Source organism: Streptomyces sp. R44 (assembly GCF_041053105.1).
In the GTDB taxonomy this organism is placed as follows: domain Bacteria; phylum Actinomycetota; class Actinomycetes; order Streptomycetales; family Streptomycetaceae; genus Streptomyces.
In genome coordinates, this window is the sequence record NZ_CP163444.1 from 7,509,811 (window position 1) to 7,534,538 (window position 24,728).

Annotated in this window: 25 protein-coding genes; 13 read left to right on the plus strand and 12 right to left on the minus strand. The window is 73.9% G+C overall.

Translation table 11 applies throughout. From position 1 onward, the window contains the following. The first annotated feature begins 117 nt into the window (after window positions 1-117). Window positions 118-1,488: a wax ester/triacylglycerol synthase family O-acyltransferase gene (locus tag AB5J54_RS34875; RefSeq protein ID WP_369147918.1), complete on the plus strand. Its 1,371-nt coding sequence runs from the start codon at window positions 118-120 to the stop codon at window positions 1,486-1,488. On the opposite strand, the gene AB5J54_RS34880 is transcribed toward AB5J54_RS34875, so the two are convergent. From AB5J54_RS34880 to AB5J54_RS34890, 3 genes are all read right to left on the minus strand, one after another. Continuing rightward, window positions 1,472-3,106: an alpha/beta hydrolase gene (locus tag AB5J54_RS34880; protein ID WP_369147919.1), complete on the minus strand. Its 1,635-nt coding sequence runs from the start codon at window positions 3,104-3,106 to the stop codon at window positions 1,472-1,474. The genes AB5J54_RS34875 and AB5J54_RS34880 overlap by 17 nt on opposite strands. Before the next feature lie 142 nt (window positions 3,107-3,248). Continuing rightward, a complete protein-coding gene (locus tag AB5J54_RS34885) occupies window positions 3,249-4,541 on the minus strand; it encodes a sensor histidine kinase (protein ID WP_369147920.1) in 1,293 nt (430 codons plus the stop codon). After that, entirely contained in the window at window positions 4,538-5,212 is a 675-nt protein-coding gene (locus tag AB5J54_RS34890; RefSeq protein WP_369147921.1) for a response regulator transcription factor, read from the minus strand. The genes AB5J54_RS34885 and AB5J54_RS34890 overlap by 4 nt, the downstream gene beginning before the upstream one ends. A gap of 60 nt (window positions 5,213-5,272) precedes the next feature. On the opposite strand from AB5J54_RS34890, the gene AB5J54_RS34895 reads away from it, so the two are divergent. The 5 genes from AB5J54_RS34895 (at window position 5,273) to AB5J54_RS34915 (ending at window position 10,339) form a co-directional block, all read left to right on the plus strand. After that, window positions 5,273-6,145 carry an Fpg/Nei family DNA glycosylase gene (locus AB5J54_RS34895; protein WP_369147922.1) on the plus strand — a complete coding sequence of 291 codons (873 nt, stop codon included), beginning with the start codon at window positions 5,273-5,275 and terminating at the stop codon, window positions 6,143-6,145. A gap of 10 nt (window positions 6,146-6,155) precedes the next feature. Then, window positions 6,156-6,908 (plus strand): LytR/AlgR family response regulator transcription factor, encoded by a 753-nt coding sequence (locus AB5J54_RS34900; protein ID WP_369147923.1) that lies wholly within the window; start codon window positions 6,156-6,158, stop codon window positions 6,906-6,908. Between the two features lie 77 nt (window positions 6,909-6,985). Next, a complete protein-coding gene (locus AB5J54_RS34905) occupies window positions 6,986-7,372 on the plus strand; it encodes a hypothetical protein (RefSeq protein ID WP_369147924.1) in 387 nt (128 codons plus the stop codon). A 10-nt stretch (window positions 7,373-7,382) separates the two neighbouring features. Beyond that, window positions 7,383-9,134: a cation acetate symporter gene (locus AB5J54_RS34910; protein WP_369147925.1), complete on the plus strand. Its 1,752-nt coding sequence runs from the start codon at window positions 7,383-7,385 to the stop codon at window positions 9,132-9,134. Further along, entirely contained in the window at window positions 9,131-10,339 is a 1,209-nt protein-coding gene (locus AB5J54_RS34915) for a sensor histidine kinase (RefSeq protein WP_369147926.1), read from the plus strand. Before AB5J54_RS34910 ends, AB5J54_RS34915 begins: the two co-directional genes overlap by 4 nt. Before the next feature lie 9 nt (window positions 10,340-10,348). Here the strand turns inward: AB5J54_RS34915 and AB5J54_RS34920 are convergent, their stop codons facing one another. From AB5J54_RS34920 to AB5J54_RS34930, 3 genes are all read right to left on the minus strand, one after another. Next, window positions 10,349-10,846, minus strand: coding sequence for a hypothetical protein (locus AB5J54_RS34920; protein WP_369147927.1), 498 nt, complete (start codon window positions 10,844-10,846; stop codon window positions 10,349-10,351). Between the two features lie 208 nt (window positions 10,847-11,054). Continuing rightward, entirely contained in the window at window positions 11,055-11,477 is a 423-nt protein-coding gene (locus AB5J54_RS34925; RefSeq protein WP_369147928.1) for a PaaI family thioesterase, read from the minus strand. Window positions 11,478-11,481: 4 nt separating this feature from the next. Next, entirely contained in the window at window positions 11,482-12,048 is a 567-nt protein-coding gene (locus AB5J54_RS34930; RefSeq protein WP_369147929.1) for a sigma-70 family RNA polymerase sigma factor, read from the minus strand. Between the two features lie 260 nt (window positions 12,049-12,308). Here AB5J54_RS34930 and AB5J54_RS34935 point away from each other — a divergent pair, with 260 nt between their 5' ends. Next, window positions 12,309-13,553, plus strand: a complete 1,245-nt coding sequence (locus AB5J54_RS34935) for a CapA family protein (RefSeq protein WP_369147930.1) — start codon at window positions 12,309-12,311, stop codon at window positions 13,551-13,553. Window positions 13,554-13,790: 237 nt separating this feature from the next. Next, complete coding sequence (locus AB5J54_RS34940; protein ID WP_369147931.1) at window positions 13,791-14,651, plus strand: polysaccharide deacetylase family protein; 861 nt, start codon at window positions 13,791-13,793, stop codon at window positions 14,649-14,651. A 113-nt stretch (window positions 14,652-14,764) separates the two neighbouring features. Here AB5J54_RS34940 and AB5J54_RS34945 read toward each other — a convergent pair whose 3' ends face one another. Further along, on the minus strand, window positions 14,765-15,421 hold the full coding sequence (locus tag AB5J54_RS34945) for a class F sortase (protein ID WP_369147932.1): 657 nt from the start codon (window positions 15,419-15,421) through the stop codon (window positions 14,765-14,767). A gap of 414 nt (window positions 15,422-15,835) precedes the next feature. Here AB5J54_RS34945 and AB5J54_RS34950 point away from each other — a divergent pair, with 414 nt between their 5' ends. Next, complete coding sequence (locus AB5J54_RS34950; protein WP_369147933.1) at window positions 15,836-16,363, plus strand: hypothetical protein; 528 nt, start codon at window positions 15,836-15,838, stop codon at window positions 16,361-16,363. A 114-nt stretch (window positions 16,364-16,477) separates the two neighbouring features. Here AB5J54_RS34950 and AB5J54_RS34955 read toward each other — a convergent pair whose 3' ends face one another. From AB5J54_RS34955 to AB5J54_RS34965, 3 genes are all read right to left on the minus strand, one after another. Continuing rightward, window positions 16,478-17,035 carry a hypothetical protein gene (locus AB5J54_RS34955; RefSeq protein ID WP_369147934.1) on the minus strand — a complete coding sequence of 186 codons (558 nt, stop codon included), beginning with the start codon at window positions 17,033-17,035 and terminating at the stop codon, window positions 16,478-16,480. Window positions 17,036-17,196: 161 nt separating this feature from the next. Next, window positions 17,197-17,961 (minus strand): hypothetical protein, encoded by a 765-nt coding sequence (locus tag AB5J54_RS34960; protein WP_369147935.1) that lies wholly within the window; start codon window positions 17,959-17,961, stop codon window positions 17,197-17,199. Window positions 17,962-18,011: 50 nt separating this feature from the next. Next, window positions 18,012-18,143 carry a hypothetical protein gene (locus AB5J54_RS34965; RefSeq protein WP_369147936.1) on the minus strand — a complete coding sequence of 44 codons (132 nt, stop codon included), beginning with the start codon at window positions 18,141-18,143 and terminating at the stop codon, window positions 18,012-18,014. Window positions 18,144-18,459: 316 nt separating this feature from the next. On the opposite strand from AB5J54_RS34965, the gene AB5J54_RS34970 reads away from it, so the two are divergent. The 3 genes from AB5J54_RS34970 (at window position 18,460) to AB5J54_RS34980 (ending at window position 22,283) form a co-directional block, all read left to right on the plus strand. Then, entirely contained in the window at window positions 18,460-18,642 is a 183-nt protein-coding gene (locus AB5J54_RS34970) for a hypothetical protein (RefSeq protein ID WP_369147937.1), read from the plus strand. 666 nt (window positions 18,643-19,308) lie between these two features. Further along, complete coding sequence (locus tag AB5J54_RS34975; protein ID WP_369147938.1) at window positions 19,309-20,121, plus strand: SAM-dependent methyltransferase; 813 nt, start codon at window positions 19,309-19,311, stop codon at window positions 20,119-20,121. After that, window positions 20,118-22,283 carry a putative bifunctional diguanylate cyclase/phosphodiesterase gene (locus AB5J54_RS34980; RefSeq protein WP_369147939.1) on the plus strand — a complete coding sequence of 722 codons (2,166 nt, stop codon included), beginning with the start codon at window positions 20,118-20,120 and terminating at the stop codon, window positions 22,281-22,283. Before AB5J54_RS34975 ends, AB5J54_RS34980 begins: the two co-directional genes overlap by 4 nt. A 53-nt stretch (window positions 22,284-22,336) precedes the next feature. Here the strand turns inward: AB5J54_RS34980 and AB5J54_RS34985 are convergent, their stop codons facing one another. Together AB5J54_RS34985 and AB5J54_RS34990 are read right to left on the minus strand one after the other, a co-directional pair. Next, window positions 22,337-22,777, minus strand: a complete 441-nt coding sequence (locus tag AB5J54_RS34985) for a hypothetical protein (RefSeq protein WP_369147940.1) — start codon at window positions 22,775-22,777, stop codon at window positions 22,337-22,339. Window positions 22,778-23,018: 241 nt separating this feature from the next. Next, the gene (locus tag AB5J54_RS34990) at window positions 23,019-23,906 is read right to left on the minus strand and encodes a LysR family transcriptional regulator (RefSeq protein WP_369147941.1); all 888 of its coding nucleotides are present in this window, start codon (window positions 23,904-23,906) and stop codon (window positions 23,019-23,021) included. A 195-nt stretch (window positions 23,907-24,101) separates the two neighbouring features. On the opposite strand from AB5J54_RS34990, the gene AB5J54_RS34995 reads away from it, so the two are divergent. Continuing rightward, window positions 24,102-24,728: a succinate dehydrogenase gene (locus tag AB5J54_RS34995; protein WP_369149559.1), complete on the plus strand. Its 627-nt coding sequence runs from the start codon at window positions 24,102-24,104 to the stop codon at window positions 24,726-24,728.

The following is a 24,728-nucleotide window of genomic DNA, read 5'->3' on the forward strand; positions in this document are numbered from 1 at the left end:
AGCGTGAACTGATGGTACTTGACCGTAACTGACGGTACGCGATTGACTTCGTTCGCCACCTCCCCGCGTAGGACACGTCGTAGAACACCGCAGGACACCGCCGGACAAGAGGACACTGTGAGCAGCGAGCTACTGGCACCCCTGGACCTGGCCTTCTGGCACCTCGAATCCACCGAACACCCCCTGCACCTCGGGGCTCTCGCCCACTTCGGCCCACCGCCCCCCACCGCCGGGAACGAACCGGCCGACATCCTCGGACTCCTCGCCCGGCGCGCCGCCGCCGTCCCCCGCCTCCGGATGCGCGTCCGCGACGTCCTGTTCCCCGTGGGCGGCGCGGCCTGGAGCGCCGACCCCGACTTCGACGTACGCCGGCACGTCCACGAGATCACCGTCCCCGGCACCGACTTCCCCGCCGAGACCGCCCTGCTCGCCGCGGAACTCATGGAACGCCCCGTCGCCCGCGGCCTCCCGCCCTGGGAGATGTACCTGCTCAGCGGCGCCCCCGACGGCTCCTTCGCCGTCCTCGTCAAACTCCACCACGCCCTCGCCGACGGCATGCGCGCCGTCGCCATCGGCGCCGGGATCTTCGACGAGATCGCGGCGGGACGACGCCCGTCGGGCCGCGCCCGCCCCGTCCCCCCGCGCTCCTGGCTCCCCGGCCCCGGCCGCCTCCTCGGCATCGCCCGGGACCGCCTCGGCGACCTCGGCCGGGCCGTCGAGGTCGGCGCCTCGGTCGTCGGCTCCTCCGTCGCCCGCGCCGGCCACCTCGACCCGCGCCCCACCGGCCCGCTCGCCGCCGAATCCAGCGGCACACGGCGGATCGCCACCGTCACCCTGCCCCTCGACCGCGTCCAGCGGATCCGCCGCACCACCGGCGGCACCGCCAACGACGTCCTCCTCGCCCTCGTCGCCGGCGCCCTCCGCCGCTGGTTCGACGGCCGCGACCTGCCCCTGCCCGGCACCGACCCGCGCGCCCTCGTGCCCGTCTCCCGCCGCCGCCCCGGCGGCCCGGCCGGACCCGGGAACAGCCTCTCCGGCTACCTCCTCGACCTGCCGGTCACCGACCCCGACCCCGCCTCCCGGCTCGCCGCCGTCCGGGCCGCCATGGACCGCAACAAGGCCGCAGGACCCTTCCGGGGAGCGGGCGCCGTCGCCCTCCTCGCCGACCAGCTCCACCCGCTCGCCCACCGATTCGGCGCCCCCCTCGCCGCCGGAGCGGCCCGTCTCCTCTTCGACCTCCTGGTCACCCAGGTGCCGCTGCCGCGCTCCGCGCTCTCCCTCGGCGGCGCCCCGCTGCGCGCGCTCTTCCCCATGGCCCCGCTCGCCCGCGGCCAGTCCCTCGCCATCGCCATGTCCCCGTACGGCGGCCGGGTCCACATCGGCCTCGTCGCCGACGGCGAGGCCGTCCCCGACCTCGCCGCCCTCGCCGCCGCGCTCACCGCGGAACTCGACCTGCTCGACCCGCCGGACGCTACGGAGCGCACGTAGTGCCGGGGCTGACCTTGGTGAGGGAGACCAGGTAGGCCTCGACCTTCGCGTCGACGCAGGCGTCACGGCCGTAACCGGTGTGCCCGGGGGCCCGGAAGGACAGCAGCATGCCGCCGGGGAACTGGCGCGCCAGGCTCACCGCCTCCTCGTACGGGGTCGCCGGGTCCCCCTCCGTACCGACGACGAGGACCGGCGGAACGCCCGCCGCCCGCACCCGGTGCGGGCGCTGGGTGCCGGCCGGCCAGTCCTTGCAGACCAGCTCGCTCATCACCCCGGACGTGCCGTACACCCCCGCGGCCTTGTCGGCGGGGGCCAGCGCGTCCCAGTAGGCCTGGGCGTCGCGCGGGTGGGGGACGTCGAGGCAGTTGACGGCGATGAGGGCGGCCTCGCTGTTGTCCTCGGGCACGTCGCCCGCCGTCCCCGTGGCCTCCTGGCCATCGGGGCCGGCATCGGCGTCGGTATCGGCATCGGCATTGGCGTCGGTGTCGGTGTCGGGCGTCTCCTCCTCGCCCGCCGCCAGGGCCGCCAGCTTCGTACCGTCGCCGCCCTCCGCCGCCCGCAGCGCCGCCGACAGGCCCTCCCACTGCGCCTCCGGCGTGTACATCGACAGGCTGAGCGCGCTGACCAGGCCCGCCGCGTCGAGACCGTCCTCGGAGCCGTCGACCGTCAGCGGTGCGCGCCGCGTCCGTTCGAGGAGCCCGTCGATCAGGGCGCGTATCTCCTCGGGCGACCCGCCGGGGCAGCCTTCGCCGACCACGTCGGCGCAGGAGTCGGCGTACTCGTCGACCGCGTCCCGGAACCCGGTCGACTGGCCCAGGACGCGCTGTCGCCAGTCCAGGGACGGGTCGACCGCGCCGTCCAGCACCATCGCCCGTACGCGGCGCGGGAACTGCTCGGCGTACGAGGTGCCCAGGCTCGTGCCGTACGACCAGCCGACGTACGTCAGCGCACGCTCGCCGAGGGCCGCCCTCAGCACGTCGAGGTCCCGGGCCGCGTCCTCCGTCCCGACGTGCGGCAGCAGCGGGCCGCTGGCCTTCCGGCAGGCGGCGGCCTGCGCCCGCGCACCCGCCAGGGCCTCGGCGCGCTCGGCGTCGGTACGGGGGTCGAGCGGCGTCGCGTCGACGGTCTCGGTCCCGCCCTCGGTGCGGCAGGTCAGGGCCGGCTTGCTGCCGCCGACCCCGCGCGGGTCGAAGGACACGACGTCGAACCGCTCCCGCACGCCCCGGCCGATCTCGTCGGCGACACCGTCCTGGACGAGCTTGGCGCCGGGCTCGCCCGGGCCGCCCGGGTTGAGGACGAGCGAACCGACGCGCTTCCCCGGGAGCGCGGTGGCCGCCTTCGCCACCGGCAGCACGAAGGTCTTGCCGTCGCCCGGACGGGAGTAGTCCCTGGGCACGGTGAGCGTCGCGCACCGGACGTCGCCGCAGGGCCGCCACACCAGCTTCTGGCCGTAGAAGCGCCGCAGATCGGGGCGGGCGGCCGGGTCGACGGGGGAGGCGGAGGTGCGGGGCCGCTTCCCGTCCTGGCCCGGCCCGGCCGTGCAGGCGGCCAGGGACGTGGTGCCGAGGACGGCGAGGGCGAGGACGAGGGCCCGGCGGCGGGCGGTGGAGCGGAACACGGAAACTCCCCTGAGTGGTCGGTCCGGGGAAGCGTCACGCACGGATGCTGAGGATTTGCTGAGGACGGTCCCTTTGCGGGAAGCGTCACGCGAGGATGCTGAGGATGCGCCGAGGACGGTTCCGTCGCGGACGGGTCCCGGGTCAGTCCGAGGCCGGCAGCCGCAGCACGAACCGCGCCCCGCCCGCCACCGACCGCCCCGCCGTGAGGGTGCCGCCGTGCGCGTGCGCCACCCAGGAGGCGATCGACAGACCCAGGCCGGTGGACCCCGATCCGCTGCGGAACCGCTCGAACAGCGCGCCCGCCACCTCCGGAGGCAGGCCGGGCCCCGCGTCCTCGACCGTCAGCGTGCCGTCCCGGCCCACCGTGAGCAGCACCTCCGCCGGAACGCCCGGCGCGTGGCCGTGCGCGAGCGCGTTGTCCAGCAGATTGCCGACGGCCCGGCGTACGAGATCGGGGTCGGCCACCACGACCGTCTCCTCGGCCTCCACCCGGACGCGATGGCCCTCACCGGCGGATTCCTCCACCACGGCCTCCACCAGCTGGTCCAGACGCAGCGGCTGCCGCGCCACCGCCGCCGTACCGGACATCAGCCGGGCCCGGGTGAGCAGCCCGTCGACGAGCCGGCCCATGCCCTCCGCGAGCCGCAGCGTGCGCCGGTGCACGTCCGCGCTGTCGGTCTCGCCGCGCAGCGCCGTCTCGGCGAGCGTCCGGAGCGAGGCGGCCGGGGTCCGCAGATCGTGCGCGGCGTCCGCGAGGAAGGCCTCCTGCCGGTCGAGCGCGGCGAGCGCGGGCCGGACCGCGCGGCCCGACAGGACGTGACCGACCGCCGCCGACAGCAGGACGAGCACCGCGCAGCCGCCCGCCGCCAGCCGGACGAGCCGCCGGTGGTCGTCCCGCGGCGCGGTCGCGTCGGCCACGGTCACGAGCACGCCCTGCGGCGCCTCGCCGTCGGCCGCCTCTGGCGCGTAGAAGGGCTGCGCGAACACACGGACCGGATCGCCGCCCGTCGTACGCCCGTCGAAGGCCCGTACGCCGTCGGCCCGCACCGCCGCACGGCCCGCGTCCAGGACGACGTCCCGGCTCACGGTCAGGCACGGCTTCGCCGGCGCGTGCTCGACGGTCAGCCGGTCCGTGTCCGCCGGGTCCACGAGCAGCACGGTCAGCGGAGGGCACGCGGTGTCCACCGAGTCGGCCAGGACGTCCAGGACGAGCCGCCCGCCCTCGTCGGTCTCCAGGAGCCCGAGGGCCCAGCTCGTGTCCGCGTCCATCGTGTGATCGAGCTGCTCCCGCCAGCGGCCGCTGTCGCCGCGCACGGCGAGCACGGCCATCGCGATCAGCCCCACGGCGCTGGTCAGCGCGAACAGCAGACTGATCCGCCGGCGCAGCCGCAGCACGCGGTCCTTCGGCGTGAGCGGCCGCGAGGTGGTCCTCACGACACGCCGTCGGACGGCGAGAGCCGGTAGCCGACCCCGCGCACGGTGTGGATCAGCGGCGGCTCCCCGAGCTTGCGGCGCAGCTGGGAGACGAGCACCTCCAGGACGTTCGACTGCGGTTCGGCCATCTCGTCCCAGCAGCTCTCGATCAGCTCGGCGCGGGAGACCGCCTGGTCGCAGCGGGCCGCGAGGACCTCGAGGACCGCGAACTCCCGGCTCGTCAGCATGAGCAGCACCCCGGCGCGGCGCACGTGCCGGCGGGCGGTGTCGATCTCCAGGTCACCGATCCGGTGCACCGGCGGCCGGACGACCGCGGACCGGCGGCACAGGCTGCGCACCCGGGCGACCAGCTCGGGCACGGCGAAGGGCTTGACGAGGTAGTCGTCCCCACCGCTCGCGAAGCCCTCCACCCGGTCCGCCACGGTGTCGCGCGCGGTCAGGAACAGGACCGGCACGTGACGCCCGGAACGCCGCAGCCCGTCGACATAGGCGGCGGCGTCGCCGGACGGCAGCATCCGGTCGAAGACCGCGCAGTCGTACGCCGTGACGAACAGCGCCTCGTCGGCGCGGGGCAGATCGGCGGCCTCGTCGACGGCGAGCCCGGCGGCCCGCAGAGCGGCGGCCACCCCGAACCGGAGGTCTTCGTCGTCCTCGACGAGCAGTACACGCACGCCGCAACCCTAGACGCCGTCCGCCGCGCGCCCCGATGCACGGTGCGGCAGGGTGGAGCCATGCCCGAACTCCCCGAGGTGGAAGCGCTCCGCGCGTTCCTCGACACGCACCTGGTGGGCAAGGAGATCGCCCGCGTCCTGCCCGTCGCGATCAGCGTCCTCAAGACGTACGACCCGCCCCTGAGCGCCGTCGAGGGCGCCGAGTTCACCGCCGTCGGCCGGCACGGGAAGTTCCTCGACCTCACCACCACCGGTGCCGCGGGCGAACTCCACCTCCTGATCCACCTGGCCCGCGCGGGCTGGCTCCGCTGGCAGGACCCACTGCCCTCGGGGCCGCCGAAACCGGGCAAGGGCCCGCTGGCGCTGCGTATCGCCCTCACCGGCGGCGACGGCTTCGACCTCACCGAGGCCGGCACCACCAAACGCCTCGCCGTCCACCTGGTCCACGACCCCCAGGACGTGCCGGGCGTCGCCCGCCTCGGCCCCGACCCGCTCGCGGAGGACTTCGGCGCGGAGGAGTTCGCCGCCCTGCTCGCCGGGGAGCGGCGCCAGATCAAGGGAGCGCTGCGCGACCAGAGCCTCATCGCGGGCATCGGCAACGCCTACAGCGACGAGATCCTGCACGTCGCGAAGATGTCCCCGTTCAAACCCACCCAGAACCTCACCCCGGAGGAGACCACCGCCCTCTGGACGGCGATGCGCACCACCCTCCGCGAGGCCGTCGAACGCTCCCACGGCCTCGCCGCCGGCAAGCTCAAGGCCGAGAAGAAGACCGGCCTGCGCGTCCACGGCCGCACCGGCGAACCCTGCCCGGTCTGCGGCGACACCATCCGCGAGGTCTCCTTCAGCGACTCCTCCCTCCAGTACTGCCCCACCTGCCAGACCGGAGGGAAGGTCCTCGCCGACCGCCGCCTGTCGAAACTCCTCAAATAGACTCCCGCGCATGCTGCGCGTACTGGCCGTCGACGACGAGGAGCCCGCCCTCGGGGAACTGCTGTACCTGCTGCGCGCCGACCCCCGCGTCCGGACCGCCGAAGGCGCAGGCGACGCCACGGCCGCCCTGCGCAGGATCGGGCGCGCCCTGGAGACCGGTCCCGACGGCGACGAGGGCATCGACGTCGTCTTCCTCGACATCCACATGCCCGGCCTCACCGGCCTGGACGTCGCCCGGCTGCTCGCGGGCTTCGCCCGGCCCCCGCACATCGTCTTCGTCACGGCCCACGAGGGCTTCGCGCTCCAGGCCTTCGACCTGAAGGCGGTCGACTACGTCCTCAAGCCGGTCCGCCGCGAGCGCCTCGGCGAAGCCGTACGCCGCGTCCACGAGCTCGTCCACGCCACCGCCGCGCCCGCCGCCCCGGCGGCCCCCGAGCAGATCCCCGTCGAACTCGGCGGGGTGACCCGCTTCGTCCCCGTCGACGAGATCGCGTACGTCGAGGCCCACGGCGACTACGCCCGCCTCCACACCGACCAGGGCAGCCACCTCGTCCGCATCCCGATCTCCACCCTGGAGGAGCGGTGGGCGGCCCGGGGCTTCGTCCGCATCCACCGCAGCCACCTCGTGGCCCTCGGCCGCATCGACGAACTCCGGCTCGACTCCGGCGCCACCTCGGTGCGGATCGGCGACACCGACCTGGCCGTCAGCCGCCGCCACGCCCGCCACCTGCGGGACCTCCTGATGCGCCGGGCCGGCGGCTGAACCCGTACCCCTACCGGCGCCGCACCCCGGCTGCATACACTCCACGGACCCAGGAGCCAGTCAGAGAGCGGACGCCGATGCCGGAGCAGCACCCCCCGCGCAGGCCCCGGCGCGAGACCGTCACCTACGCCTCCGCCCACGGCCCGGGAGCCGTGCCCGTGCCGGCCGGGCGGCGCCCCGTCCATCCGCCGGCCCGCTCCGAGATCGACGAGCAGACCACCCTCGGCCACACCTACGTCCGCTCCCTGATGCGCAGTCAGCTCCGCGCCGCCCTCACCGCCCTCGGTGCCCTGGCCCTGCTCGTCGGCTCGCTGCCGCTGCTGCTCGCGCTGCCCGCGCCCGAGGCGCTCGTCTGGGCCGCCCTCGGCTTCGGCGTGTACCCGGTCGTCTGGGCCATCGCCCACTGGTACGTGCGCAGGGCGGAGCGCAACGAGCGCGACTTCACCGGCCTCGTCGAACGGTGAAGTGCCGCGCGTGAACCAGACCTACGCCGTCGCCGCCGTCACCGCCGTCGTCCTCGCCACCGTCCTCATCGGCGCCCTCGGCCTGCGCGTCTCCCGCACCACCTCCGACTTCTACGTGGCCTCCCGGACCGTCCGGCCGGGCCTCAACGCCGCCGCCATCAGCGGCGAGTACCTCTCCGCCGCCTCCTTCCTCGGCATCGCCGGACTCGTCCTCGTCCAGGGCCCCGCGATGCTCTGGTACCCGGTCGGCTACACCGCCGGATACCTCGTCCTGCTCGTCCTCGTCGCCGCCCCGCTGCGCCGCTCCGGGGCGTACACCCTCTCCGACTTCGCCGAGGCCCGTCTCGAATCCCCGCAGGCCCGGCGGCTCGCCAGCCTCTTCGTCGTCGGCATCGGCTGGCTGTACCTGCTGCCGCAGCTCCAGGGCGCCGGCCTCACCCTGGAGATCCTCACCGGCGCCCCCGACTGGGTCGGCGGGCTGCTCGTCGCCCTCGTCGTCACCGGCACGGTCGCCGCGGGCGGCATGCGCAGCATCACCTTCGTCCAGGCCTTCCAGTACTGGCTGAAGCTCACCGCGCTGCTCGTCCCCGCCCTCTTCCTGCTCGCCGCCTGGTACGGGGACGAGGCGCCCCGGGCCCGTTTCGACGCCCCCGCCGTGCTGCGGGGCCACACCGTCGTCAAGGTCGCCGACACGGTACGGATCGGGCTCGACGCCCCGCTCACGGTCACCGTCTCCGGCAGCGTCGACTCCGTCGCGTACACCGGGCGGACCGTCACCCTCACCCCCGGCACCCATCACGTCCAGGGCGGCACCTCGCTCGCCTTCGCCCCGGGGTCGGCGCTTCCCGAGAGGGCCGCCGGCGGCTCCGATCCCCTCGGTTGGTCCCAGCCGCTCGCCGGGGGCCGCGACGGGCACCAGCTGTACGCCACGTACGGGCTGATCCTCGCGACCTTCCTCGGCACCATGGGCCTGCCGCACGTCGCCGTCCGCTTCTACACCAGCCCGCACGGCCGCGCCGCCCGGCGCACGACGCTCGTCGTCCTCGGACTCGTCGGCGCGTTCTATCTGCTGCCGCCCCTGTACGGAGCCCTCGGCCGGATCTACGCCCCCGAACTCGCCCTCACCGGTTCCGCCGACGCCGCCGTCCTCGTCCTGCCCGACCGGATGCTCGGCGGTCTCCTCGGCGACCTCCTCGGGGCGCTCCTCGCGGCCGGCGCCTTCGCCGCGTTCCTCTCCACGGCCTCCGGGCTCACCATGTCGGTCGCCGGGGTCCTCACCCAGGACGTCCTGCCCTCCCGGACGTCCTCCCGCGGCGTACGGCACTTCCGTCTCGCGACCCTGCTCGCCACCGCCGTCCCGCTCGCCGTCGGGGTGGTCGCCTCCAAGGTCCCGGTCGCCGACGCCGTCGGCCTCGCCTTCGCGGTCTCCGCCTCCTCCTTCTGCCCGCTCCTCGTCCTCGGGATCTGGTGGCGCCGGCTCACCCCGCCGGGCGCCATGGCCGGGCTCCTGCTCGGCGGAGGCTCCGCCCTCGCGGCCGTGATGGCGACCCGGGCCGGACTCGCCCCCGAGGGCTGGCCGCACACCCTGATGGCCTGGCCCGCCGTCTGGTCGGTCCCCCTGGGCTTCCTGACGATGGTGCTCGTCTCGCTCGCCACCCCCCGGCGGATCCCGCCCGGCACGCCCGCCATCCTCGCCCGGCTCCACCTCCCGGAGGAGATCACCGGCACGGTCCCCGTCCCCGTCCAGGAGGTACGCCGATGAGCGGCATCGCCCTCGCCGCCGCGGCCGCCGCCGGCGCTGTGCTCCTCGCCGCCGGCTTCGTCCTCGGCCGCCTCGCCGCCCGGCGCGGCGGCCGCACCGCCGACCCCGACCTCGGGACCCCCGTCGAACGGGCCACCTTCCACACCCTGCACACCGCCTCCCTCGCCGCGCCCCCGCTGCGCGCCGGACTCACCGAGGAGACCGCGCGGAAGGCGGCCCGCACGCTCCGCTCGCTGCTCGGCACCGAGGCGCTCTGCCTCACCGACCGGGGCGCGGTCCTCGCCTGGGACGGACCGGGCGAGGACCACCACCGCGCGCACGTGCCCGGGCAGGCCGCCGAGACCCTGGCGACCGGCCGCAGCCGCTCCGCGCACAGCGGCTGCGACGACCCGGCGTGCCCGCTGCGCTGGGCGGTGACCGCCCCGCTCTCCGGCGAGGACGGCGTCCTCGGCGCACTCGTCGCCTACGGCTCCCGGGAGTCGGCCGTCCTCGTACGGGCCGCGACCGAGGTGGCCCGCTGGGTCTCCGTCCAGCTGGAGCTGGCCGAGCTGGACCGTTCGCGCACCCGGATCGTGGAGGCCGAGATCCGCGCCCTGCGCGCCCAGATCTCCCCGCACTTCATCTTCAACTCCCTCGCCGCCATCGCCTCGTTCGTCCGCACCGACCCGGAGCGGGCCAGGGAACTGCTCCTGGAGTTCGCCGACTTCACCCGCTACTCCTTCCGCAGGCACGGTGAGTTCGCCCAGCTCGCCGACGAACTCCGTTCCATCGAGCAGTACTTGGCGCTGGCCGGGGCCCGGTTCGGCGACCGTCTGAAGGTGACCCTGCAGATCGCCCCCGAGGTGCTCCCGGTGACCTTGCCGTTCCTCTGCCTCCAGCCGCTCGTGGAGAACGCCGTCAAGCACGGCCTCCAGGACCGGGAGCGGGGCTGCCGGGTCACCATCGCCGCCCGGGACGCGGGCGCCGAGGCGGTGGTGACCGTCGAGGACGACGGCATCGGCATGGACCCGGAGCGGCTGCGCGCCGTTCTGCGCGGGGAGCACCCGGCGGGCTCAGGCATCGGCCTGTCCAATGTGGACGAGCGGCTGCGCCAGGTGTACGGGGCGGAGCACGGCCTCGTCATCGAGACGGGTGTCGGCGCGGGGATGAAGGTGACGGTACGCGTCCCCAAGTACCGCCCGGGGGTGCATCCTTCGGCACCTTAGCCGCCGCCTTCAGCGAAGGTGGAGGGAGAGGTGCGCGAGCGGCAGGCCCAGCTTCCAGGCGGGGAGCCAGATCTGCTCGGCCTCGTCGACCGGGCTCTCCGGGTCGCTCCGGCCGTCGAGGTCGGCGGCCCGGATCCAGGTGTCCCGCAGCCGCTGCCAGGCGGTCCGCGCGAGCGCCAGGTCGGGGCCTTCGCCGCCGCTCGCCCGCCGCGCGGCGAGCCGCTCCTCGACCCAGGGCGGCCAGGGGCGGTCGTACGCGGTGTGCCGCAGCCACTCGTCGACCCGGCAGGCGGCCCACGCGCCGGCCGGTCCGTCCGGCTCCTCGGCGAGGTGCACGGTGAGGGCCAGGGCCTGGAGGCCGGCCCGGTACTCCAGTGAGCCGGGGGCCACGAGCGCGGCGGCCCGCAGGACCTCGTCGGCCAGGTACTCGGCGCACAGCCAGGCCATCGGGACGGCGAGGCCGCCGCCGCTGGTGCCGCCGGCGCCGTTCGTGCTCTCGGGCAGCAACGCTCCCACCTTCTCCCGGACGTGGAGGGCCCCGGACGTCAGGGGCCCGGGGGAGAGCCTCCTCCGTGAAGGGCCCCCGCGGGTCCCGCTTTGCTCAACTCGCCCGTGTGGTTTCGGATACGTTTCCCGGCCGGATCGGTACGGGTGAGGTTCCTGGTGTCGGGCGGGTCGAGGGTGACGGGAGGGGCGGGGGAGACACCTTCACGGCCTAGCCCAGGAGTGCGTAGACGGCGGTCGCGTGGGCCGCGGTCTCCTCCGAGCCCTCGGCCGTCATGGTGATGTCGGCGAAGGCCATCCGCTTCCCCGCCTTGGTGAGCCGGGCCCGTACGAGGACGTCGGCGCCGATCACCGCGCGCTGGAAGCTGATGGACTGCTGGACGGTGGTCATCGGCACGAAGCCGCCCCGGGCCGCGGCGACCGCGATGACCGTCGCGGTGTCGGCGGCGGCCATCAGGGCCTGACCGGACAGGCCGCCGCCCTCCCGGGCGAGCCGGTCGGACCAGGGGAGCCGGAGTACGGCCTCGTGCCCGTCGGCCGTGTCGACGGATTCGACGGTGAGTCCCAGATCGAGCACCCAGGGGGCGAAGTTGTCGGCGAGGACCTGTTCGGCGGCGGTGAGTGTCAGCGTCACGGCGTCATTGTGGGGCCCCGGCGCGGACCCGGGCAACGGCCAAGCGGCGCGGCCGGTAGCCGGGGAGGGAACGCCCCAGCTGCCGCAGCGCGTAGTGCGAGCGGGACTTGACGGTTCCGGCGGGGATCCCGAGCTCGACGGCGGCCTCGTTGACGGTGAGGCCGTGGAAGTAGAGCCGGACGAGCACGGCCCGGTGTTCGGGGCTCAGCTCCCGCACGGCCGCCCGTACATCGAGCGCGGCCTCGGCCGAGGCGGTGGCGTCGGCCGGGTCGGGCGTCACCGCGAGGACGCCGTCGCCGATCTCGGCGGGCCGGGCGAGTCGTGAGCGGCGGGCGTCGATGGCGAGACGACGGGCCACGGTGAAGAGCCAGGGGCGCATCGAGGTGTAGGGGCCGTCGAAGGCCTCGGGGTGGAGCCAGGCCCGTACCAGGGTCTCCTGGGCGAGGTCCTCGGCCCGCTGCCGGTCCCCGTGGGTCAGGGAGAGCAGGAAGGAGAGCAGCGCCGGACCGTGGTCCCGCTGCAGTTCCTCCAGGGTCCGCTCGTCGGTCGTCGCCGTTGTCGCCGTCGTCATGCTGCCCGCCTCTCCCGCGGCTCGTCGTCCGGGGCGTATACGAGCGCATCCGGACGGCGAGGGACAGGGAACGGACGGCGGTCTGCGACGAACGGTCGCACCGAGCGGCGAATGGCACGGCGAACGGTCGGACGGAGTAGGTGCATCCGTTTCGGCGGGGTTCGTGAGCATGTGCGGCCTTGACCCTTGACTGCGGCTTTCCCAGGAGATCAATTCGTCAGAACAGATGTTCATCACATGATTCGGGCGGAGTGCCGTACATGACCTCACGCACCAGACCCGCGGGGGCGGCGACGCTCGCCGCGCTCCTGCTCGCGGCGGCGACCGGCTGCGCCGGCGGAACCGGACCGGCCGCCGGCACCGGACCGGCCGCCGGCACCCCCACCCCGGGGGCCACTCCCGGGGCCGGGAGCGCGACCGGGGCCGCGCCTCCCGCCGCCCCGTCCGCCGCCCCCGGCGGAGCCTCCGCGCCCGCCGGCTTCACCCTCGTCGCCTCCGGCGACGTCCTGCCGCACGACTCGATCATCCGGCGGGCCGCCGAGGACGCGGACGAGGCCGGCTACGACTTCGGCCCCATGCTCTCCGGCGCCAAGCCCATCGTCTCCCGCGCCGACCTGGCCATCTGCCACATGGAGACCGTGTACGGAGAGAAGGGCGGGCCCTACACCGGCTACCCCGCCTTCAAGTCGCCGCCCGAGATCGCCGCCGCGCTCAAGGCGACCGGCTACGACTCCTGCTCCACCGCCTCCAACCACACCCTCGACGACGGGGCGGCGGGCCTCGGCCGCACCCTCGACGCGCTCGACACGGCCGGCGTCCGGCACGCCGGCTCCGCCCGTACGGCCGAGGAGGCGGCACGGCCCACCCTGCTCAAGGCCGGCGGCGCCACGGTCGCCCAGCTCGCCTACACCTACGACACCAACGGCTACCCGCTGCCCGAGGGCCGGCCCTGGGCCGTGAACCTGCTCGACGAGCACAAGGTCGTCGCCGACGCGCGCGCCGCCCGGGCCGCCGGAGCGGACGTCGTCGTGGTCAGCGTCCACTGGGGCAGCGAGTGGCAGACCGAGCCCGACGAGCGGCAGCTCTCCCTCGGCCGCGCGCTGACCGCCTCGCAGAGCGGCGGCCGCCCGGACATCGATCTCGTGATCGGGACGCATGCCCACGTCCCTCAGGCCTACGAGAAGGTCAACGGGACCTGGATCATCTACGGGATGGGCGACCAGATCGCCGGCGACATGATCAACCACGAGGGCGCCTACGACGCGCGCGGCAACATGAGCAGCATCGGCCGCTTCACCTTCGCCCCGCCCAGGACCGCCGGCGGGCGCTGGGAGGTCACCAAGGCGGAGTTCCTCCCCCAGTGGTTCGACACCGCGCACGGCCGGGTGGTGAACCTCGCCGCCGCGGAGGGCGCGGACGCGCGCGAGACCGAGATCCGCGACACCGTCCGGCAGGTCGTCCTCGGCCGTGGAGCCGACAAGGACGGCCTGGTGATGGGGAAGTAGGACGAGGGCGGTACCCGGCCGGTCACGGCACGACGGTGACCGGCCGGCGGCCCGCGCAGGCGTCGCCCCGGAAGGTGTGGAACTCCCAGCGCATCCGCCACGGGTCCTTGACTCTCCCCGCGGACGCCCGGATCTCCGAGGCTATCGGCTCATCGGGTGTTTTCGGACAGGTGGCCGGTGTCGCTGAGCCATGCGGACCCTCGCCCGTAGGGACCATTGGTCATGAAAAAGGATCAGATGCCCAGCACCCGCCGGGCGGTTCTGCGCCTCGCCGCCGCGCTCGGGGCCACCGCCACGGTCGGAGTATTCGCGGCGGACCGGTTCACCGAGCCCGATGCGGTCACCGGCCCCGCCGCCACCCCCGGAGGCACCTCAAGTCCGGGGCGCGCGGGCCCGGCCGCGGGCCCCCAGGCGCACGCCGCCCGGCTGAGCCCGTCCGCGTACCGGCTCCAGCCCATGACCTCGTACGCGCCCCCCGCCTTTCGCCGCGCGGTGCCGCCGGTGCGGCAGCGCCCCTTCCTGAGCATGTCCGGCGTCGGCCGCTCGATGGTGCTGACCTTCGACGACGGCCCCGATCCCCGGTACACCCCGGGCATCCTGGAGACCCTGCGCCGGTACGACTGCCGGGCGATGTTCTTCGTCTGCGGCGAGATGGCCGTGGAGAACCAGGACCTCCTGCGGGAGATGGACGCGGACGGCCACATCGTCGGCAACCACACCTGGTCCCACCCCCTGGTCCCCAAGCTGCGGCCCTCCCGGATCCGCGACGAGCTCGGCTCCACCAGCGAGATCGTCGAACAGGTCCTCGGTACGCCCCCGCTCTGGTACCGCGCGCCCTACGGCGCCTGGAACCGGCTCTCCTTCGAGATCGGCGCCGAACTCGGCATGGAGCCGCTCGCCTGGACCGTCGACACCCTGGACTGGAAGGAACCCGGCACCGGATCCATCGTCCGCCGCGTCGTCGACGGGGCCGCACCCGGCGTCGTCGTCCTCTCCCACGACGCCGGCGGCAACCGCTCCCAGAGCGTGGCCGCGCTCCGCCGCTATCTGCCCGAACTCCTCGACGCCGGCTACCACATCACGGTCCCCAGACGCTGAACCGTCCCCGGGGGCCGCACCGCCCCCCCCCCGGCGCCGGCCACCCGGGGAAGACGGAAGGGCCCCGGCACCTCTGACGGTGCCGGGGCCCTTCCGCCGTGGCGTGCGGCCGGCTAGCGCGAGCCGACCATGCGCGCGTAGACGACGACGTTCCCGTCGTACCCACGCGCGCGCGTGTACCCGCCGCCGCAGGTGATCACCCGCAGCTCCGGCTCCCCGTTGTCGGCGTACACCTGCACGCCGGGGAAGTTGTCCTTGGCGTACACCTCGACGCCGTAGATCTCGAAGACCGCGACCCGGCCGTCGTACCGCTCGACCTCGATGTGCTGCCCCTTCTGGAGGGAGCCCAGGCCGTAGAAGACCGCCGGGCCCTTCGTGTTGTCGACGTGGCCGACGATCACGGAGGTGCCGCGCTGGCCGGGCGCGATGCCGTTCTGGTACCAGCCGGCGATGTTGGGGTCCTCCGGGGGCGGGGCCGCGACCCAGCCGCTCTCGTCCAGGCCCACGTCCATGAGGGGGGCCGCCACCTGGATCGCCGGGATCTTCACCCGGGAGGCCGGGGCGAAGGGCAGCGGTTCCAGCCCGGTGCTCGCGGCGGGAGGTGCGACCGGGCGCGCCACCGGCCGGGCCGCCGCGGCGGGCTGCGGCGGCCCGTGGGCGATGTCCACGCCGTTGCGCATCATCGCGAGCCCGGACAGCATGGCGAGGGCCAGGACGCCCCAGGGTTGGCGTCTCCTGCGCTCGAAGACGCGGAAGTCCTTCGGGGGCATGGTTCTCCCTTCTCGGCGTCGTCAGAACGGTAAGGGCGGTCGCGAGGGCCGTCGCGCCGGGCGGTGCGAACGGGTGGGGGCCGCCGCCGGACGGGTGTCCGGGCCCCGGGCACGGAGGCATGCGGCGGCGCGCCCCGGCGGAGCTGTGGCGAGCCGGCGCGGAAGCGTCGCGCAAGGCAGGTGGGTGACAGCCCGGCTGACCCATCCGAGTAATCGTCAGATAAGCACCCCGGAAGGCCCTGACCTGCGATTCCGTCGCCTCAGGGGGACTCCTCCTCGGCGTGTCGCCTCACCGGGGTGGCCCAGTGCCGACATGCACGGCTCGCACCGGCTTGTGATGGTTCGTCATGGAAGGCGTACTCGTCGAAACTTCCGGAGCACCGCTTTGGGGCGTCTTCCACTGGAGGTTCAACCATGCGTGCTGCACGCACTCTGGCGGTGACGGCGACCGCGTTCGCGGCGCTCGGACTCGCGGCCCCCCTCGCCACCGCCACCAACGGGCCCAGCAGCGTGACCGTCAGCCCCTTCCAGGCCGAGCGGGGCGGAGACAACTCCAACGGCGTCACGGTGTCCCCCTTCGCGGTCCACCAGGGCGCGCTCCTCACGATCACCGTCCGGGGCTGCGCGGGCGGCACGGTCACGTCCAACGCCTTCGCGACGGCCACGCTCCCCGCCGCCGTGAACGGGGTCTCCACCGTCACCGTCCGCATCTTCAACAACGCGACGCCGGGCCAGTACAACCTGGCCGTCCAGTGCAACGGCCGTACGCTCACCCAGTCGTTCCGGGTCCTCGCCGGCCAGGGCGCGCAGGGTGGCCTCGGCGGCTCGATGGCCCCCAGCTCCACCGAGATGGCGGTGGGCGGTTCGCTCGTCGCCGCGGCCGCGCTCGGCGGTGGTCTCTTCATCGTCCGCCGTCGGCGTGTGACCGGCGCAGGAGTCTGACCGGCCGAACCTCCCGGTCGGCCCGCTGTGCCCGTCGCCCCCGAGTCCCTGCCGGGACCCGGGGGCGACGGGCGTCCTGAGACGCCGTGCACCGCTCCGGGCCAGGACGTCCGCTCAGTGACGCCGGCCGGCGCCGGAGCGGCGACGGACCGCGTAGACGCCGGCGCCGGCCGCCGCGAGCACCACCAGGGCGCCGCCGACGGCGATCTCGGTGCCGGTGGGGGCCATCGAGCCGCCGAGACCGCCCCGCACCCCGCGCGGGGGAGTGAGGATCGTGGCGCTGATGGTGGGGGTGGCGGTGGGGGAGCCGCTGATCGTGAGGGCGACGGTGTCCTGCACGCCGCCCGTGCAGTTGAAGAGCACCGTGTACACGGCGCCGCGCTTGGCGTCCGCGTCCACGGTGGCGGACGCCGTCGCACCGGGCGGGATGGTGACGGTGTCGAAGATGCCGGCCGAGGCCGTCGCCGTACTGGCGCAGCCGGGGGCGCTCAGCGTCAGCCGCCCGCCCGGGGCGACGACCGCGGGCGACACGACGAAATCGCCCGGTGCCTTGGCCCTGTGTGCCCGCGGGGGGTTGGCGGGAGCACCGTCCGCCGCGAGGGCGACGGGGGCGGCCAGGGCGATGGCGGCCGCCCCCAGCAGGGCAGTGGATGCGGCACGTATCGCGCGCATGGTGAATCCTCCGGGTCCCGAGGGGCAGCCGCGGGAGGGGGTTCCCGCGAAGCCACGCACCTCGATGCCCGAAACGCTAGGAGCGCACTACCACAGCCGCGATCCCAGAGGTGCGAATGGGGCACCGAAGTCCCCCGGGTGGCCCACTCGCATGGGCTCGCTCACCGCGTGAGCTGCGGGAACAGATCGGTGAACGGCGCGGCGGTCGCCGAGATGCCCCGGCCGAACGGCGCGTCGAAGTCCCAGATGAGGAACAGCAGGAAGGCGATCAGGACGCTGAACAGCCCGGCGAGCAGCAGTTCCCGGCCGCTCCTGCGGATCTGCAGCGTGAAGATGAGGCCCACCGTCACCAGGGCCCCGATGATCAGACCGAACCAGACCACGCCCGGCATCGTCTCGCCCGCGCTCTGCCCGCGTGCGCCCCGGGCGTCGTCGGCCAGGGCCACCTGGTCCACCAGGGGCTGGTACGCCTGCCCCTCGAAGTCGTTGGCGGGCTGGTAGTCGGTGACGCTGCGCCGCACCTTCTCCAGGAGCGCGGTGCCCTCGTCGCTGAGCTCGCCCTTCTCGGCCATGTACGTCCACTCGTCGTGCACCACGTACGAGACGTACGCGTCGACGTCGGCGCGGATCCTGGCGCGGACGTCCTGCGGGTACACCTCGGCGCGCGCCGAGATCTCGTGCATCGCCTGGGCCTCCTGCCGCACGGTCTCCTGGGCGGCCCCGCGGGCCTCCCAGACGCCGGCGATGGCCAGACCGAGGACGATCGCGTAGATCACGCCGATCATCATCGTCATGTACTCGATGACGTCGGGGGTCTCGCTGGGGTCGTCGTCCTCGGGGATGCGGCGGTTGTTCATGACGACGATGGTGAGCACGACGGCACAGGCGGCGGCCATCGCGAGGGAGAGAACAAGCCATTCGGACATGGATTCCTCCGGCGGGATTCAGAGGGTCGGTGGATGAGGGGGACGGCGCGTCACTTGGAGCGCGGGCGCAGGATCGCCGTCGCGAGCACGGCGGGGGCGGTGATCATCAGCGTCGCCGTGACGACGGAGGTGCCCCCCTGCTTCTTGGTGTGCGTCGCCGGGCGGTAGGTGGGCAGCGCCACGGGGGTCGAGGGTCGCGGCCGCACGGTGGGGGTCGGGGACGGCGCCGGCGGTGCGGCGGCGGGCTCCGGAGGCCTGGTGGTCGGAGGCGCGGGGGACGGCGGCTCCGGGCGGGGTGCGGGCCGGGTGGCCGGCGGCTTCGGCGCGGGCCGGGGGCGGGGACCGGCTCGGGCTCGGGCGGCGGGGGGCACCGGCTTCGGGGTCGGCTTGGGGGACGGGGAGGGCCTGGGGGGCTCGGGCGTCGGCGTCGGGGGGGGGCGTGGGCGTCGGTGTGGGCGACGGGCACGGCGGGGGCGGCTCGGGGTCGCAGGGGTTCGGGTGGTGGTGGTGCTCGTGGCCCTTGCCCTTGCCCTTGCCGTGGTGCTCGTGGCCCTTGCCCTTGCCGTGGCCTTTCCCGCCCCCCTTCCCGCCGCCCTCGCCGTCCCGTCGGTCGTTGCCGTTCCCGTCGTCGTCGCCGTCGTCGTGGTGGCCGTCGCCGGCGACCGCGACCGCGATCTGTGAACCGCCCGAGTCGGTCGAGGCGTAGGCGCAGGCGTCGGCGGCGGCGGGCGCCGGTGCGGCGAGCAGCCACACGAGCCCGAGGGCCGCCAGCGGCCGCGCGAGGAGTGATCCGTACAGAGACACGCCGTCGAGCTTGATCACAGCAGCGGCGCGCCGGGGCGGAATCGGGCGGGATTCGCCAGATGGAGGGGATCTCCGGATGTGTGGGCTTGACGTTTCGCCAGGTGTCGGTGACGGATTCGGCGCAATGCCCGTTATTGCCGGGCAGGATGATTCCGGACGGGTGGCCGACACGGTCCGTTCAGGCCTCCCGGGCAAGAACTGTCCGGTTGTCGCCCTGTCGGACGGGACGGCCAACAGGGCATCCTGCACCGGCGACCGGGCCCCGAGGGCGGCAACAGCCGAGCTACGGACGGGGTCTGGCGCTCCACCGGGCGCGACCGGCACCGTCCCGGGAACCGACGCACGATCATATGCACGTGAATTTGCACAGCCTGAAGGCGTGAACTCTGCGTTCCAAGAGCACGTGCCAATGGCGTGTGACCAAGAACGGACCGCGAATTTCCGTTTCTACTCGCTCTCCCGGCGGGCGATCAGTAGCCTCACCTCGAACACCGGCCGCGAACACCTGGCCGCATCCCCCATGGCGACTTGTTGGAGACATTGATGGAGCGTCCCGCCTGGGCTCCGCCCGGTATCGACATCTCGGTACCGAGTGTGTCCCGTATGTACGACTTCTATCTGGGCGGCTCGCACAATTTCGAAGTGGACCGGGAAGCGGCGCGCAAGGCCATGGAGTTCATGCCTGGTCTGCCCAAGGTCATGCAGGCGAACCGTGCCTTCATGCGGCGCGCCGTCCGCCACGCCGTTGACAACGACGTCACCCAGTTCCTCGACATCGGCTCCGGCATACCCACCTTCGGCAATGTGCACGAGGTCGCCAGGAACGCGGACCCCGCCGCCCGGGTCGTCTACGTCGACCACGACCCGGTCGCCGTGGCCCACAGCCGCGCCGTCCTCGAAGGCGACGAGAACGCCGCGGTCGTCGCCGCCGACCTGCGCAAGCCCGCGGAGATCCTCCACAGCCCCGAGGTCACCCGACTCCTCGACCTGGACCGGCCGGTGGCCCTGCTCCTCGTCGCCGTCCTCCACTTCCTGGAGGACGAGGACCGCCCGTACGAGGCCGTCGCCGAGCTGATCGACGCCCTCGCCCCCGGCAGCCTCGTCATCCTCACCCACGCCTCGTTCGAGGGCATCCCGCTCTCCGAGGAACAGGCCGGCGGCACCGTCGGGGTCTACCGCAACATCCGCAACCCGCTGGTGATGCGGACGAGCGGCGAGATCGCCCGCTTCTTCGAGGGCACCGAACTGGTCGAGCCCGGACTCGTCCCGATGCCGCTGTGGCGGCCGGACAGTCCGGCCGAGGAGGAGGATCCGTACGCCTTCTCCGGGTTCGCAGGGGTGGGGCGCAAGGCGTGAAGGTCCCGTCGCAGCCGTCCGGCGCCGTCGCCGAAGCCGACGGCCCGGAGGACAGACTCAGGCGGTTCGTCACCATCTGGAGCCGCGCGATCTTCCCGGTGACCGCCACCTCGCTGACGCGCGCCGAGTTCGAGGGGCATCTGCTGCCGCTGGCCCGCACCCTGTGCGACGCCCTGCACGCCCGCCCCTTCGACACGGCACCGGCCCAGCGCACCGGCGCGGCCCTCGTCGCCGCCCACTGCACCGACCCGGACGCGCTCGGCCGCAGCCTCGGCGTCGTCGACTCGTACCTGGTGCTCTACTGCGGTACGGAGTCGGACCTCCCTGCCGAGGAACTGCGGGCCCGCTGCGCCCGGCTCCAGCACGCCATGGCCACCGGCTACGCGGGGGCCCTGCGCGAGCGGACCCTCACCGAGCAGGAGGCCATCGCCCGCTCCGCGCTCGTCGCCCGCAGCGCCGCCGAGATCGCCCTGCACGCCACCGAGAGCCGCTTCCGCGCCGTCTTCGACGGGGCCGCGATCGGCATCGGCATCGCCGACCTCGACGGCAACGTCCTGGAGGTCAACGAGACCCTCACCCGCATGTTCGGCGGGATGGAGGGCCAGGTGCGCAGCCGGAACGTCTCCGAGTGGGTGCACCCGGAGGACGGGCCGCACGTCTGGAAGCTGTACGAGGAGCTGGTCCGCGGCGAGCGCGAGCACTACCGCGTCGAGAAGCCGTACTACCGCGGTGACGGAACGGTTCTGTGGACCAACCTCACCGTCTCGCTCCTCCGGGACGCCGAAGGCCGCCCCCAGTACCAGCTGGCCCTCATGGAGGACACCACCGAACGGCGCCTGCTCCATCTGCGCCTGCGGTACGAGGCCACCCACGACGCGCTCACCGGACTCCCCAACCGGACCCTGTTCTTCGAACGCCTGGAGAAGGCCCTCGCCCCCGGCGACAACGCCCGCTTCGGCCTCTGCTACCTCGACCTCGACGGCTTCAAGGTCATCAACGACAGCCTCGGCCACTCCACCGGCGACCGGCTGCTCGTCGAGGTCGCCGACCGGCTGCAGAGCTGCGTCACCGGGGCCGGCGAGATGGTGGCCCGGCTCGGCGGCGACGAGTTCGTCGCCCTCACCACCGGCGCCGGCGGCCAACGGGACGTCACCGAACTCGCCGACCGCATCCTCGCCGCCCTAGCCACGCCCCTGCGCATCGACGGCCGCGAGCTCACCGTGCGCGGCAGCCTCGGCGTCGTCGAGGGCCCGGCGGGGGAGCGCACCCCGGCCGAGGTGCTCCGCAGCGCCGACATCACCATGTACCGGGCCAAGTCGGCGGGCGGCAACCGCTTCGAACTCGCCGACCCCGAGGCCGACGCCCGCGCCATCACCCGGCACGGGCTCACCACGGCCCTCCCGACGGCCCTGGAGCGCGGCGAGTTCTTCATCGAGTACCAGCCCCTCGTCCACCTCGACGACGGCAGCGTGCACGGCGCGGAGGCCCTCGTCCGGTGGTGCCACCCGCAGCACGGGGTGCTCGGCCCGGACCGCTTCATCCCGCTCGCCGAGGACACCGGGCTCATCGTGCCGCTCGGCCGCTGGGTGCTCCAGGAGGCCGTGCGCCAGGCCCGCTTCTGGCAGACCCGGCACTCCGACGGCGGGCCGCTGCGGATCAACGTCAACCTCTCGCCGACGCAGCTCCACCACCCGCGCCTGGTCGCCGACACGGTCGACGTCCTGGAGCGCTCCGGCCTCGAACCGGGCGCGCTCTGCCTGGAGGTCACCGAGTCGGCGCTGATCGGCGCCGACGAGGACCTCCTGAAGCCGCTGCGGCAGCTCGCCGAGATGGGCGTGGACATCGCGCTCGACGACTTCGGCACGGGCTACTCGAACCTGGCCAATCTCCGGCGGCTGCCGGTGAGCGTCCTGAAGCTCGACCGGTCCTTCACCCGGGGCATGCAGCAGCACCCGGTGGACCCGGTCGACCTCAAGATCGTCGAGGGGATCGTCTCACTGGCACACAGCCTGGAACTGGCGGTCACGGTCGAGGGCGTGGAGACCGGCGCCCAGGCCCGCCAGCTCCGCGACCTGGGCTGCGACACGGCCCAGGGCTGGTACTACGCCCGCCCGGGCGCCCCGGACCGCATCCACTCGCTCCTGCTGGCGGACGCGGTCTAGCCCGACCCCCCGTGTGGGCCAGCGGAACGCCTGCCCACAACGGGGGCCTCGCGTCAGAGCGTCGCGAGCGTGAGCACCACCGTGTCGGCGGTCGTGGCGACCGAGACGGACGTCTTGTCCGAGGTGGCGGTGAAGATGCCGGCGACGTCCACGACCGTGTACTGGGCGCCCTCCAGGGCCTTGCGGTACTCGGCGACGACGGCCTTCGGGTCCTGGGCGGTGAAGGTCAGGACGTAGGCGCCCTGGCTGCCGGTGACCGAGGTCAGTTCTCCGGAGGGCAGCGGCAGGCCCGCCGGCAGGTCGTCCGGCTTCTTCACGCCGCCGGTGGCGGGCGCGTCGGTGGTGGGGGAGGCGCCGCCGTCGGTCGGAGCCTGAGTGGGGGCGGTGGCGGTGGCGCCGCCCTTGCCGTCGGTGCCGTCGGTCCCGCACGCGGTCAGCCCGAGGACGGCGAGTGCGGCGACGGCGACGAGCGAAGTGGTGCGCTTCCAGGGCATGGTGACGTCCCATCGATGAGAGGTGTGGTCGTGCCTTCCGACCGGGAGAGTGACATAGGAAAACCCCCTTTGACTTCGGAATGATCCAGTCCGGGCTCGCCGAGGCCCTGGGGAGCTCGCCCGCCGTACTCAGCCTCGTCATGCGGGGCCGGCGGGCCCGGATCCCCCACCCCGACGCGTACCCCCGGGAGCGCCGCAGCGCCGCGCTCCCGCGCGCCTCCGCCGGTGACCGCGGAGCGCGTCACACGCCCCTGCGGGAGGCCATGAGCAGCCGCTGGAGTTCCCGGGCCGCCCTCGGCGGGGCCACGTCGCTGCGGTGCGCCAGCGCGATGGTGCGCCGCAGCCCCGGCCGCGAGAGGGCCGTCACCCGCAGGTCCCGGCCCGCGCGGGCCGCGACCATCGCCGGGACGACCGCGAGCCCGAGCCCCGCCCGTACAAAACCGAGCACCGCGTCCAGCTCCCCGCCCTCCACGGTGAACGTCGGCTCGAAGCCCTCCGCCCGGCAGGCCGCCACGGTCAGTTCCCGCAGGTCGTAGCCGTGCCGGAACATCACGAGGGGCTGATCCCGCAGGTCCTTGATCCGCACCGGCCGGCGTGGGGCGGGCTCGGAGGCCGCGGAGACCACCACCAGGTCCTCCCGGAGCAGCTCGACCGTCGTCAGGGCGGGGGAGGGGGAGGGGAGCGGGAGGACGACCAGGGCCAGGTCGAGCGCCCCGCGCGCCAGCTCCCGTACGAGATCGTGCGAGCCGCCCTCCTCGATCAGGAGCTCGATCCCCGGGTGCAGGTCGTGGAAGGACCGCAGCACGTCCGGCAGGAGCCCCGTGCACAGGCTCGGCGTCGCGCCGAGCCGCACCCGGCCCCGCTTCAGCTGGGCCAGCTCCTGCACCTCCAGGCGGGCCGTCTCCGTGTCGGCGAGGATCCGCCGCGCGAGCGGCAGCAGGGCCTCGCCGGCGTCGGTGAGGGTGATGTTCCCCCGGGCGCGGCTGAACAGCTCCGCGCCCAACTCCTGCTCCAGGGCCTTGATCTGCTGCGAGAGCGACGGCTGCGAGACGTGCACGCGCTCGGCGGCCCGGGTGAAGTGCCGGGTCTCGGCCACGGCGACGAAGTAGAGGAGCTGCTGGAACTGCATGCTCCCAGCGTAGGCGATATGAATAGGTACAGCCTATGGAGATCAGCCGGAGCATGTCTTGGACCTCTCGGGCCCTTCGGCCCTAGCGTCGAGTACATGGCTCTGGCACCCACGAGGGAGCGGACGGCCGCCCGCCCGCCGTCCCCCACACCGTCCCGCGGATTCTGGTCGTCGACCCTCGGCAAGAAGACGGTCATGGCCGTCAGCGGGCTCATCATGCTCGGCTATCTCGTCGCCCACGTCGCCGGCAACCTCAAGGTCTTCTTCGGCCCGGAGGAGTTCAACGCCTACGGCCACTGGCTGCGCGTCATGGGCGCCCCGGTCCTGCACCACCACTGGGCCCTCTGGCTGGTCAGGATCGTGCTCCTCGCCGCCGTCGTCGCCCACGCCGTCTCCGCGTACCAGCTCAGCCGGCGCGACCTGAAGGCCCGCCCCACCGCGTACGTCCACCGCCGCAAGCGGTCCTCGTACGCCACCCGCACCATGCGCTGGGGCGGGATCATCCTCGCCCTGTTCATCGTCTGGCACCTCCTCGACCTGACCACCGGCACCGTCCACCCCGGCGGTTTCGAGGAGGGCAAGCCCTACCAGAACGTCGTCGACACCTTCTCCACCTGGTACGGCAACGTCGTCTACATCGTCGCGATGCTCGCCCTCGGCCTCCACGTCCGGCACGGCTTCTGGAGCGCCGCCCAGACCCTGGGCGTCGGCAACGCCCGCCGCGAGCGGCTCCTCAAGGCCCTCGCCGACACCCTCGCGCTCGTCCTGACCGCGGGCTTCGTCTCCGTCCCCGTCGCCGTCATGACCGGAGTGGTGAGCTGA